General features: G+C 66.6%; 8 protein-coding genes. 1 reads left to right on the top strand and 7 read right to left on the bottom strand.

Annotated features, from left to right (window positions below):
• Positions 1–19: 19 nt before the first annotated feature.
• The 5 genes from LRA87_RS10150 to LRA87_RS10130 all read right to left on the bottom strand — a co-directional run bounded on the left by LRA87_RS10150 (position 20) and on the right by LRA87_RS10130 (position 7,408).
• Positions 20–1,507 carry a PepSY-associated TM helix domain-containing protein gene (locus tag LRA87_RS10150; RefSeq protein WP_230631344.1) on the bottom strand — a complete coding sequence of 496 codons (1,488 nt, stop codon included), beginning with the start codon at positions 1,505–1,507 and terminating at the stop codon, positions 20–22.
• Complete coding sequence (locus tag LRA87_RS10145) at positions 1,504–2,046, bottom strand: hypothetical protein (protein ID WP_230631343.1); 543 nt, start codon at positions 2,044–2,046, stop codon at positions 1,504–1,506. Before LRA87_RS10145 ends, LRA87_RS10150 begins: the two co-directional genes overlap by 4 nt.
• Positions 2,047–2,056: 10 nt before the next feature.
• Positions 2,057–4,186 (bottom strand): TonB-dependent siderophore receptor, encoded by a 2,130-nt coding sequence (locus LRA87_RS10140; protein WP_230631342.1) that lies wholly within the window; start codon positions 4,184–4,186, stop codon positions 2,057–2,059.
• Positions 4,187–4,390: 204 nt separating this feature from the next.
• The gene (locus LRA87_RS10135; RefSeq protein WP_230631341.1) at positions 4,391–4,870 is read right to left on the bottom strand and encodes a DUF4142 domain-containing protein; all 480 of its coding nucleotides are present in this window, start codon (positions 4,868–4,870) and stop codon (positions 4,391–4,393) included.
• 354 nt (positions 4,871–5,224) lie between these two features.
• Positions 5,225–7,408 carry a penicillin acylase family protein gene (locus LRA87_RS10130; RefSeq protein WP_230631340.1) on the bottom strand — a complete coding sequence of 728 codons (2,184 nt, stop codon included), beginning with the start codon at positions 7,406–7,408 and terminating at the stop codon, positions 5,225–5,227.
• Positions 7,409–7,584: 176 nt separating this feature from the next.
• Between LRA87_RS10130 and LRA87_RS10125 the strand changes: the two genes are divergently transcribed.
• Positions 7,585–9,717, top strand: coding sequence for an O-linked N-acetylglucosamine transferase, SPINDLY family protein (locus tag LRA87_RS10125; protein WP_230631339.1), 2,133 nt, complete (start codon positions 7,585–7,587; stop codon positions 9,715–9,717).
• Between the two features lie 12 nt (positions 9,718–9,729).
• Here the strand turns inward: LRA87_RS10125 and LRA87_RS10120 are convergent, their stop codons facing one another.
• Positions 9,730–11,007, bottom strand: a complete 1,278-nt coding sequence (locus LRA87_RS10120) for a glycosyltransferase (protein WP_230631338.1) — start codon at positions 11,005–11,007, stop codon at positions 9,730–9,732.
• Positions 11,004–12,563, bottom strand: a complete 1,560-nt coding sequence (locus LRA87_RS10115) for a glycosyltransferase (RefSeq protein WP_230631337.1) — start codon at positions 12,561–12,563, stop codon at positions 11,004–11,006. Before LRA87_RS10115 ends, LRA87_RS10120 begins: the two co-directional genes overlap by 4 nt.
• Positions 12,564–12,599 lie beyond the last annotated feature (36 nt).

Genomic DNA, 12,599 nt, shown 5'->3' with positions numbered 1-12,599 from the left:
ATCGGCGCGAATGCAGATTTCAGATGACTTCGGGTGTGATCCTTCCGTTTGCCATCGGGGTAATGCCGCGAACAGGTCGGTGATCGAGGATCAGGAGCAGCGCCGCGATGCCGGCAATCACGACATCGATCGCCAACACATCGGGGGATGCAGGACGCAGGACGATCACATGAAGCAGGCCGGTGACGCCCAGCATGATCGCCAACAGGGTGCGAAGGCGGATACCCGTCGCCCGGTGCGGCCACACGGCGGCAAGTGCGATCCCCGCCGCCAGCAATGCCCAGAAGCCGCCGGCGAGCGGTGCCTCCGGGCCGGCCAGCGCACGTAGCCAGAGCATGGCGACGATCGTGGCCGGCGTACCCCAGATGACCGCGTTCCAGCATGCCGTCAGGCGGTGTCCGCCGTGTCCGCGACGACGGCGTTTCTGCAACCACAGCGACGTGCCGGTGGCGGTGACGACGCACAGTGCGAGCCCGAGTCCGATATAGGCGAGCTCGACCGGCAGCCCGCCGTAATTGCCGAAGTGGAGGTTATAGGCGGACGCGGCAGCCTGTTGTCCGATCGCGCCATCGGCGAGGCCGACGGGGCCGCGCCACCCGCCACGGGAATCGAACGCATAGGTTTCGCCGTAGATCAGGCGGCGGGGGTGTTCGGCGATGACCTGCACATGCTGGCCGCGCGTGCCGGGGTCGTGAACGATGACATAGGTCGGGATCGCGTCGGGTACGCGCGCGCGCAGCGTCGCAAGGGCGGTCGCGATATCCGGCAGCGGCGCGGCGGCGGCATCGGGCGCGGGTTCGTTGCCGAAGACCGGTGCATAGACCTTTTCGAGCGCGCCGCCGGTGTAGCCGCGTGCGAGGACGCTGATGCCGACGCTGCCGAGGCCGATAAACGCGCCGGTCATCGTGACCGCCAGCACGAACGGCAGCGTCCAGACGCCCAGCCGGTTGTGCCAGTCGGCATGCGCGATCTGGCCATCGTGGCGGGTGCGCAGCCGGAACGCATCGCGGACGATGCGGGGATGCGCCAGCACGCCGGTGACGGCCAGTGCGGCGAGCGCGACACCGAGGCCGCCGACGAGGATCAGCCCCCAGGTCGCGGGCAGGTGCAGATATTCGTGCAGCCCGATGACGAATTCGGTCCAGGCATGCGCTTCCTTCCCGACGACGCGGCCCTCGCCGTCGACATACCATGCGCTGTGATCCGTGGTGACGACGGCGCGGGGCAGGTCGCCCGTCGGCATGCGGATATACAGGTGCGTCGTGCGCGGCTTGCCGCGATCCTGCGCCAGTCCCGACAGCATCGCCGTCTGTGCTGCCTGCGGCGACAGGATCGCGGTCTCCGCGATGTCCGGCTGTTCCCAGCGCTGCCAGCGATCGTGGACGACGATGATCGATCCGGTCAACGCGATGACGTACAGCAGGGCGGAGACGAGCAGGCCGATCGCGGCATGGCCGCCGAGCGCGCGCCGGACGAGCGTCGCCTCGGGCATGGTGGCCCGGCTCACGACGCGGACCACAACACGGTGCCGATCAATGCGGCGCCCGCCGGCGGCACGACCATCTGCGCAAGGCCAGACCGCGTCATCTGCCAGGACATGACGATACCCCATAATATCGGTTGCAGGAACAACGTCAGGACGATCGCATCGGCGTCCCCCGCTCCCGAACGGCGCGCGATCGCCTGCGCGCCATAGGCCAGCCATTGCGTCGCGGCGAAGGCGACGGGCACGACCAGCACGAACACCGCGCAGCGCCGGCCCAGATCGCTCCAGCGTCGCGGTAGCGTGATCGCGGGCGCCTCGCGTGCGGGCCGCGTGACCCTCGCGGGCGACATCCAGCCGGCATGCAGTACCAGCGTGAGTGCCGTGGCGATCCCCGCCACCGTGCCGACGGCGATACCCCAGGCCCCCTCGCGCCACGCCAGTCCGAGCAGCGCCGTCGTCGCGAGCGTCCAGCCCGCGATCGCCAAGGGCCGCCGGCCGTTCCAGCCGATCCGGACAAGCCCGATGGCTACCGCGATCGCGATCAGCGCTGCCGCAATCACCGCAAGGCCCTCAATACCGCACGCTGATGGTGCCGAGGATCGTCCGCGGCGCGGCATATTGGCCCTGATCGAACGTCAACGCGGTCAGGTACTTGGCATTGGTGACGTTCCGAAGGTTGGCGCTGAGCGCGACATGATCGGTCAGTTCGTAGCGGGCGAGCAGGTCGACCACCGCGACGTCGCCCTGCGTCAGGCGGACGGCCTGACCGGTGGTGGACGACACCGTGCCGGGTTCGAGGTAGAAGCTGCCCTGATACTGGATCGACGTACCGACCTTCACCGCCGGCAGGGCAGGCGGCGAATAGGTGACGTTGAGGCGGCCGGTGTTGCGCGGTACGAAGGTGCGGACCGGCTGGTCGTTCTCGCCGCGCACGCGCATCACGGTGAAACCGCCGGTGACCTGCATGCCGGTCGCCGGCTGCCCGGCGATCTCCACCTCGATCCCCTGCGACTTGGCGTCGACCCCGCGATAGAGGGTGCGGCCCAGCGCCGTGTCGAAGCCCGCGGCCTCGGCGGTGTTCTTCTGCCGTGCCTGGAACACCGCGGCGCTGGCGTTGAAACGCCCGCCGAACCATTCGCCCTTCAGCCCGGCTTCCAGATTGTCGCCCTCGATCGGATCGAGCAGCTGGTTGTTCACGTCGAACTGGCTCTGCGGATTGAAGATCGTCGTGAAGCTCGCATAGGCGCTGACGTTCGCCGTCAGGTCGTAGGTCGCGCCGACGAAAGGCAGGAATTTGGAACGGTTGTAATCGGTCGGCGTGCCGTAGGATGCGCCCTCGCTCTGCGCCCGCGTCGCGTTGCCGCCCAGCATCAGCTTGAACGGATCGGCGAGGTTCAGGCGGACGAGGCCGTAAACCGTCTCGCGTCGCGTGTGCGTGTCGAGGCTGAGGGTATAAGGCGTCGGGAAGGTCGGCTCCGGAAAATTGCCCTGAAAGAAGCTGCCGAGCGGCAGCGACACGCCGATCGCGGCATTGTCGTAGCTGGAATATTGCAGATACTTCTCGGCACCGCGGGTCACGCCGAACATGACGTCGTGCGCGCGGCCGCCGACGGACACCGGGCCGCCGACATAGCCATCGAGCGTCAGGTTGCGGGTCTCTCCCTTGAACGCGCCAGGATAGCTGCCGATGCCCAGTCCCGTCGTACGATCGGGATTGCCGGTGACGTAGAACAGCCGGTCGTCCTCGTCCGTCGCCTTGCGCAATGCAGTGAACTTCGCGGTCCAGCCGTTCCCGAGATCGTGCGTCACGTCGCCGAAGATCTGCCGGTCGACGATACCCCAGCTCGACCAGTCGGGCGCGTAATTGGCGGAACGGTCGAGGTCGATCCGCGTCCCGTCGGTATAATAAAGCGGATTGGCGCCCCACATCGCGCCACGGCTTTTGTGATCCTGATGACCGTAGCCCGCGCTGATCACGGTGTTAGCACCCAGATCCGCCTCGACGATGCCATAGCCGGTCCAGCGACGCAGGCCGTAGCGATCGAGATGGCTGTCGGTGTCGAGATACGCACCCACCGCCCGCGCCCGGACGCTGCCGTCCGCGGTCAGCGGTACGCTGACGTCGGCGTCGAGGCGCAGATTGTCGAACGATCCGTATTGCGCGCTCGCCGACGTGCGGAGCTCGCGATACGGGCGCTTGCGGATGAAGTTGATGACCGCCGACGGATTGCCGGTCGGCGACAGCAGGCCGGGGGCACCGCGCACCACCTCGATCCGATCGTACATCGCGGTGTCGATCGACCCGGTTTGGATGCCGAACGAGAAGGGCAGGCCGACGCCGTCGATCTGGAACGTCTGGATATCGAATCCGCGCGCGGAATAGTAAAAGCGATCGGTCTCGCCCGCGAGCACGTTGACCCCGGGCACGGTCGCCAGCAGCGCGTTGACGTCGTTGAGCTGAAAATCATCGATCTGCGCGCGGGTGACGACGCTGACCGACTGGGGTGTCTCGCGCTGGCTCAGCGGCAGGCGGGTCGCGGTCCGCTGCGTCCGCACGCCGTAATCGTCGCTCCCCTCGGTCCGTTGACCGGTGACGACGATCTCGTCGGAGCGCTGCGGCTCCACGACGGGATCGGATACCGGGATCGCTGCCATGGGGGCAGCCGTGGTGGCGGCCAGCAGCGCGAAGAGGGCGGTCATGGTCGGGTCAACTCCTTAAGCTGACGCGCCTTTACCAATCACTTCGTCTAATGCAAGTCATTCTCGTTAGCGTATCGACGCGTCATCGCGATGGAATGCCTTCGATCCCAGCGGGATACGCGTAGAGAACCGCCGCCCCTATGCTGCCCAATGTTCCGCGGCCGGCGGCGTGCTCGCGCTCGAGCACGAGCACGCCGCGCATTCTCACATCTTGTTCAGCATCGTAATATGGCTCTGCACGACCGGTACGATCTTGCCGGCAGCGGACTTCAGCGCCCGGGCACTACCCTGCATCGCATAGGCCTTGTGCAAGCTGAGTGCCTGATCATGCGCGGTCTTCTGCTGCGTGACATAGGCCGCATCGCGGGCCGGACCCTGCTGGGCGCGTAGTTCCGTGACGAGTTGGGTCTGGAGCGGGTTGAGCGCTGGTGGTGGGGCGGTGACGCGGTCCTTGGCCGCGGCGGCCTTCACGTCCGCCGTGCTCTTGGTGTGATGCGTGATCATCATCTGCGCGAACCGGCGGATTTTGGGATCGGCGGTGCTTTCCAGCACGACCTGACTCGACGTGATTTCGTACATGTCGCTGGCGCCGGCGGCGGCGACATATTCGGTGGGCGCCATCACTTGCGCCGCGGTCGGAACGGCGATCATCAGTGCGGGAACGGCGAACAAGACTGTCTTCACGATCTCTACTCCTGAAAAAGGCACCGCAGCGCGCATCTGCCGGCCGGTACCTCGATGACGTGGCAAAGGCCGTCGTTACGCGGCCGAATTGGGGCGCCAAACACTCCCCTTGTTAAGGTTCATGTTAAAGCCCTGAGAATGTAAGATGTTTCGTGCTCTACCAGTTACGAGGCGATAATTTCGATGGCCCCTCGCAACTGTGATCGAAGTCATTGATCCAGATTTATCAAGTACGGGAATCGCCACATCTGCAGAATATTGGCGGCGACACTGCCACAAGCATGTACGAACTGTCATATCACCGGCTGTATGCGTCGCGGCTAGCAGTGGCGCTGGACGCAGTGATCGGTGCGATCACCCGCCCGGGCGATAGCGGCGTTCGACATGGCCCTGCAGTTCGTCGGGGTAGAAGTAGACCGGACGCAGGCGGCCTCGCGCGTAATCCGCGATCTGGTCGGCGAAATGGCGCGATGCCGGGTCGCCGCTCTGCCCGCCCGCCATGACCGCCATCGCCTTTACCCGCGGGCCAAACTCCACCACCGCGACGAAGCTGTTGCCGCTGGTGCCGTAATAGCGCTTCGTGCCAGGCCAGCGTTTTGCGCCGAACGATGCGAGGCTGCCCCATTGCGCCGACGTGAAGGGTACGGGGAACGACGCCACTGCGTCGTCGAAATGCGGGGTAATGGCGCCGTCCAGCCGCTGAAACCGGTTGATCTTGCCCCACGGTGTCCGCCAGCTCCCGAAATCCCCGGTCAGCCGGGTCACCGCCGCCGCCAGCGCGGCGAGCTTCGCCTGCGGCGATACGCGGGTGGCGATATAGTCGGGGACGTTGATACGTTCCGCCTGTGCGACGCCGCCGACGTCGCGCCACAGGTGATCGCCCCAGAACACCGCAAGGCTGGTCGCGACCGAATCGGCGCCCCAGCGATGATCCCACGCCTTCAGCATCGCGATCGGCGCGGCGAGCGTGCGCCGCTGCGGATCGGCGGCGGGCAGCGCATCCCACGCCGCGACCAGCCCGGGCAAAGATTGCGCGAAAGCGGGAAGGTAGGGATCGAACGCCGCGGCGCGCAGTGCGTCCGGCGTCCAGCCACGCTTGCCGGTCAGCAACAGGTCGGCATGCACGCCGCGCGCATTACCGCCGACCTGATCCATGTAGCGGGGATAGTCCGCCGCTTTCCGGCTGTCGGGTCCCGCCGCGCTCCACGGCCAGTCGTTGGTATTATGGAGCCAGCCGACGCGCGGGCTGGCGACGCTGGGCAGGCTGGACAACGTGTGCAGCCCCTGCCAGTCGGTCGCGGGATCGCTGCCGTCCACCGGACGGGTGTAATCGAACCGGTCGCTGCGGATCGGCATGAACTGCGGCATCAGGAACGCGATCGCACCCTTGTTGTCGGCGAACAGCGTGTCGTTCGAGGAATTGGCCTTGCGCCCGGCGACCCTCATGTAGCTGGCGAGATCGGTCGCCTTGGTGCGCAGATAGCTTTGCTCCAGCGCCGGCACCGGCTTCCACATCAGCGCCGTCGCGATCCACCGGCCGGCGCTCGACGCGACGATCGGACCGTGATGCGTGCGATAGGTGGTGAAACGCCGCTCCGCCATCGAACCGTCGGTCCGGCGATAGCGCAACGACACCGTGCGCGTCGTCACCGGCCTCAGCTGCTTGCCGTAACGATAGGCATAGGCTGCGCCCCGCCGCACGATCCGCTCGGCAAAGGCATCGACGTTGTCGACGGTTGCGCTGGTGTGCATCCAGCCCGCCTTGGCGTTGAAGCCCTGATAGATGAAGAACTGGCCCCAGGTGCTCGCGCCATACGCATCCAGCCCCTCGTCGCTGGTCATCTGCGCCTCCGACCGGAAATAGAAGCTGGTATGCGGATTGATCAGCAGCAGCGCATGTCCGTTTGCGGTCAGCCTCGGGGCGATGGCGATGCCGTTCGATCCCGACGGTTCGCGCGGCACCATGCCCAGCTCTTCCGGTGTCGGCGGCGTTGGCTGGCCGTAGAAGGTCTTGAGCTCGCTCAGCGAAATGCGTTCCACGTCGCCGCCGATGCTGCCCTCGGTAAAGCTCAGCGCCATCCATGGCTCGAACCGGGTCAGCACCCTGGGACGAACCTGCGGATGCGTCGCCAGGTAGAAATTCAGCCCGTCTGCCCATGCCTGCATCAGGGTGCGCAGCCATCCGGGGCTGGCCGCATAATCCGCCTTCAGCGTCTCCGGATCGACGAACAGCCGCTGGCGCAGGTCGGCCCACATCGCATCCTCCCCGTCCGCCTCGGCGGTGCGGCCGAGCGCGGTCAGGTAATTGGCCTCGATCCGCGGGAAGTCGTCCTCGGCCTGTGCGTAGATCAACCCGAACACCGCATCGGCATCCGATCGGCCGTGGATATGCGGAATGCCGTGATCGTCGCGTGAGATCGTGACCCGCGCAACGTGCGCCTGCCATCGCGTCGTCTCGCTGCGCGGGGTGCTGGGCGCGGTGCCGAGCAATGCCAGCAGGATCATCGGGTGGCGCAGGCGTCGAACGATCGTCGTCATGTGCGCAGCGTAGGGCGGCGGCCGGCGAAACGCCATGCATGGCGGGCGACCGTGACGGGCGACGGAACCACCGCACCGTCATCGTTCGTTTTGCCCGGCAGCGGGCGTTAACCCGGCATTATCCATATTGGCGGCACTGTCGCCCGCATGCACGATCGGCGTGCGCGGGATTATCGATGGCTGCCGGACTGGACCAGATCTTTCGCAAGGCACGCAGTGCCGAGAAGAAGGGCGATGCGGAGGCCGCACGTCGACTGTTACAGGGGGTGCTGGACAGCTACCCCGACAACGTCGCGGCCCGCACCGGGATCGCCCGGCTGGCGACGTTCGACGCCGACGGCACGCCGCCGACGCTGGATGCGCTCGCCGCATCGCATCAGCGCGGCGACCATCGCGAGACGATCCGGCTGGCGCACGCGCTGGCGGTGCAGCATCCGTCGATGCGTGCGGTGCCGATGCTGCTGGGCGCGGCGCATCTGGCGCTGGGCGATCCCGCCGGCGCGGAGGCGGCGTTCCGCACCGCGATCCGGCTCGATCCCGATACCGCCGATCACCGCTACAATCTGGGTCTCGCATTGTCCGGGCAGGGCAGGCACGACGCCGCACAGGCTGCCTTCGAACAGGCGGTGCGGATCGATCCGGGCTACGTCGATGCGCACGTCGAACTGGGCAAGCTCCATGTCGAGGCCTGTCGTCCGCAGCGTGCGATCGAACAGCTGACGATCGTGCTCGATCTCGCCCCCGAACATCCGATGGCGCTATACCATCTCGGCAGCGCGCTCGCGGCGGCAGGGCATGTCGATCCGGCGATCGACAGCTATCGGCTCGCGGCGCGTGTGGATCCCGCCAACGCCGACGCGCATTGCCAGATGGGCAATCTGCTGGCGGGATGCGGCCGGGTGAGCGAGGCCATCGACGCGTTCGCCCGCACCGTGGCGCTGCAACCCGGCAATTACGGGATCGAGGCGCAGCGCCTGTATCTGGAGGCGCGCCTCGCCGACTGGCGTCGTCGCGATGATTTCGCTGGGCTGCCGATCGTCGTGAACGTCGGCGGACACGCGATCGGCCCGTTTACCGCGCTCGCGTTCGAGGATGATCCGGAACGCCAGTTGCAGCGGTCGCGCGTGTTTGCCGCCAGCACCATGCGATCGACGCACGCGCCGTTCGCACCGCGTCCGCGCGCTGCCGACGGGCGCATCCGCATCGGCTATTTCTCCGCCGACTTCTACAATCACGCGACCTTGCTGCTGATAGCGGGGTTGTTGCGCGAACACGATCGCACCCGGTTCGAGATTCGCGCCTATGATTTCAGCCCGCCTCGCGATCCCGCACAGCGTGCGCTGGTCGCCGACCACGTCGACGCGCTGATCGACCTGCGCGGCATGACCGACGCCGACGTGATCGATATGGCGCGCGGCGACGCGCTCGACATCGCGGTGGATCTGAAGGGGTATACCAGAGGCTATCGTGCCGGGCTGTTCGCGGCGCGGATGGCACCGGTGCAGATCGCCTACCTCGGCTATCCCGGTTCGATGGGCGCGGCGTTCATCGACTATCTGGTCGCCGATCCCGTCGTCGTTCCGGTCGGCAACGAGCCGTTCTACGACGAGACGCTGATCCGCCTGCCACACAGCTATCAGCCGAACGACGATCGCCGCGCGATCGCGTCTGTCGCGGATACACGCCGCGATCATGGCTTGCCGGACGACGGCTTCGTCTTCTGTTCTTTCAACCACGCCTACAAGATCGGGCCGCGGGAATTCGACGTCTGGATGCGGTTGCTCGCCGCCGTTCCCGGCAGTGTGCTGTGGCTGCTCGACTGCGGGGTGGAGGCGAGTGCGAACCTGCGCGCGCATGCGACCGCGCGCGGCGTCGATCCGGCGCGACTGGTGTTCGCGGCGAACCGCCCGCATGCCGAACATCTCGCACGGCAGGTGCATGCCGACCTTTTCCTCGACACCTTCGCCGTCAACGCGCACACGACCGCCAGCGACGCCCTGTGGGCCGGGTTGCCGGTGGTGACGCTCGCCGGCCGGCAATTCGCCGCGCGGGTCGCCGCCAGCGTGCTGACCGCGGTCGGCCTGCCCGATCTCGTCACCACGACCGAAGCGGAATATGAAGCGCTCGCCGTATCGCTCGCCAGCTCGCCCACGGCGATCGGCGCGGTGCGCGCGCGGCTGGCCGCCAACCGCCTCACCCGGCCGCTGTTCGACAGCGCCGGCTATACGCGGCATCTGGAGGCGGCCTTCGAGGCGGTACATCGCCGCGCGATCGACGGACTCCCGCCGGCGCCGATCACGATCGGATAAGCCCTTCGCCGGTCAGGCGGCGAGGGCTACCGCCGGCTTCGACAGCAATGTCAGCAGGGCATCGTCGTCGAAGAACCACATCTTCTCGACCGCGAACCCGCTATGCGTCCCGAGGGTGCGCCCAAGAGTATAGGGCGTGTAGCGTACGTGGCTGTCGGCATGCACCGCTTCGGCGAAGGTCCCGCTTTCGGCATGATATTCGCTGCGGGCGCGGCATGCATCGCGAACGGCCACGAACCAGCATGACGCGTGCACGCCCTCGATCCGGGTCAGGAACGCGGCGGCATCGGTGACCCGCTCCAGCATATCGGGCACCAGCACGATATCGTAGGCGTCGGTGACCTGCGCGAAATCGGTGAACAGGCGACTGCGGGTCAGCGGCGTCAGGCGTTCCAGCGCATCGGCATTCGTGTCCAGCCCGTCGAGCCGGGCGCAGATGGATTCCAGCTCCAGGTGAAGCTTGCGTCCGGTGTCCGACGCGCAGCCGACATGCAGCACGCGCTTGCCGGCGCACAGCTGGCGAAAGACGTCCAGCGGCGCGATCCCGACGAGATCGTCGTCCACCGCAACATGCTGAACGTTCGGGCCGTCCAGCCGCGCTGGCGCTGGCGCTGGCGCAGGAGCCGGAGCCGGAGCGGCGGGCGTACCCAATACGAACGTCTGCCGGTGCAGTTGGTCGTACGCCCCACGCGTCGAGCCCCACAGCTGATAGGCATAGACCGGATCCTTGCCTTCGTAGGTGACGCCGGTGAAATGCTGCGGAATGAAATAGTGGCTGGGCAAGATCCGCAGCGGTGAATAGCGGGCGGCGCGATAGGTATCGGTCAGGCGCTGCGGGCCGACGGTCTGCCACGCCAGCTCGTGAACGACGCTGTCTTCGCCAGCGATATCGGCGACGATCCGCGCCACCAGCGGATTGGCGGGTTCCGCGCCGAAATAGCCCGCGGCGATCAGCCCGGGGCGGACGATCTCGTTCTCCCAGCAGGCGAAGGCGGGGCAATCGAGCATGGCATCGTCGAGCCGGCGGACGCAGACGCTGTCGGCATCCACCACGATGCCGCCGTGCGTCAGCAGGATCTCCCACCGCATCAGATCGGCGACGCCGTTCCATTCGCGCGTGCGCATCGCGTCCATATGCCGCCGGTTGATCCAGTCGATCCCGTCCAGCTCCGTATTTCCCCACAGCCGGACGTTCCAGTCGGGATGATGGTCGCGCCACGTCTGGATGCAATTGTCCGGGCGTTTGCTATCGTCGCCGACCCAGATGAGATGGAGGATCTTCGGGATCATGCTGCCAGCGCAAGGCCATTGAGCGAGCCGAGACCTGCCGCGAAGATCGTCGGAATGCCGTAGTCGACGTAGAGCGAGCGGGCATAGTCCATCACCACGTCCTGACGATAGGCGGTCATGTCGTTGCCGAATTGCAGCACCGCATAATCGTCGCCCATTGCGGCGAGCAGCGCCTGTTGTTCGGCGCGTTCCAGCCACTGGATCTCGAAATGGATGATCGCCGGCCGGTGGCCGTGCGCCAGGATGTCCTCGATGATCTCCTTGTCCATGCCTTCCGCATCGACGACCAGCACGTCCGGCCCGCGGCCGTCCGCCATGGCCAGCAGCATCGTATGGTCGATGACGGGCACCGTGATCCGGTCGATGCAGCGATGGATCAATTCGGTCGTGTGGGGATCGATCGACATGCCGCCCAGCGGGTTGCGATCCATGTACATGGACGAAATGCCGTGCACCCAGCGCGGCAGTGCGAGCGCCGTCGCGCGCGCCGGATCGATCGCGTTCAACACCAGCTCGCCGGCGGTGGTGCCATAGGCGAGCGGCAGCAGCCGGGCGTTGCGATTGCCGGCATAGGCACGCTCCAGCATCGTGAACAGGTGCGGATTGGGTTCCATCAGCATCGCCGGCGGATCGTAGTTGATCATCGCCGGACGCAGCGGATCGACCAGCGTGCCGTCGGCCGCGCCGATCTGCCACACCATGCGATCCGTGTCGCGCGCCAGCAGCCAGTCGAGCACCTTGCCGAATTCGAACGCGATGCGGTCGTGCGGCGCGATCCCCATCGCAGGGGTGAGCACCGGCGCGATCTGGATGCTCTTTTCACGGATGTCGCGGATCGTGTCGATCATCAGGCCGACGTCCTGCGACCATTGATCTTCGGCGCCTGCAAGCATCGCCGCGGGTTCGATCAGGTCGCCGCAGCCGAGCAGCTGCATCGCCTTGCTCTGCTTCAGGTCGGGGGCGAGCCACGATCCGCCCCACACATGGATGCCGAACGTCGTTTCCAGGTTGCGGGTGCGCACCACCGACAGCGGCTCGTCGTACAGATAGGGGTAGAAGGCGGCGGTCGGCAGGCGGGCATAGGTGTGCCGCTTCAGGAACGCGCCGAGCAGCCACGGACCGGTCGAGACGTTGGGCCGCGTCTCGTCGATCGGCTCATGCAGGATATGGTCGATCAGTTCGGCGAACAGTGGATGTCCGGGCGGTGCCGCGATGAAGCTGTTCGAACAATAATCGGTCGATGCCGTTTCATTGCAGACGGTCAGCTGGCTGGTCAGCGCAGCGACGTCGAAATGCTGGTACGGCATGATGTCGCAATCGAGATAGACGCCGCCCTCGGTATACAGGATCTCGTAGCGGGCGAGGTCGGCGCGCGAGACGTGACGGGTGAAGGTGCGCAAGCGTGCGGCGCTCAGGGTCAGGCGATCGATGTCGGCATCGGTCCAGGTGACGAAGCTGCACTCCGGAAACTGGCGCTGCCACGCCTGCCAGTATCGCTCATACTGGTCGGGGATCGCGGCGTCGCCGAACCAGATGCGATGAAAGGTCGTGCTCATGCGCTGAAGCCCTGCGTTGCGTGGCGCGTGGCGACG

It is taken from the genome of Sphingomonas sp. Leaf37, assembly GCF_920939475.1.
Classification (GTDB): domain Bacteria; phylum Pseudomonadota; class Alphaproteobacteria; order Sphingomonadales; family Sphingomonadaceae; genus Sphingomonas.
Note: the sequence above shows the minus strand (reverse complement) of the source record. Positions and strands in the feature narration are given on the sequence as shown.

Excerpts from the sequence above, each read along its gene's own strand:
- LRA87_RS10130 (WP_230631340.1), bottom strand. The coding sequence starts at position 7,408 with ATGACGACGATCGTTCGACGCCTGCGCCACCCGATGATCCTGCTGGCA.
- LRA87_RS10140 (WP_230631342.1), bottom strand. The coding sequence starts at position 4,186 with ATGACCGCCCTCTTCGCGCTGCTGGCCGCCACCACGGCTGCCCCCATG.
- LRA87_RS10120 (WP_230631338.1), bottom strand. The coding sequence starts at position 11,007 with ATGATCCCGAAGATCCTCCATCTCATCTGGGTCGGCGACGATAGCAAA.
- LRA87_RS10115 (WP_230631337.1), bottom strand. The coding sequence starts at position 12,563 with ATGAGCACGACCTTTCATCGCATCTGGTTCGGCGACGCCGCGATCCCC.
- LRA87_RS10125 (WP_230631339.1), top strand. The coding sequence starts at position 7,585 with ATGGCTGCCGGACTGGACCAGATCTTTCGCAAGGCACGCAGTGCCGAG.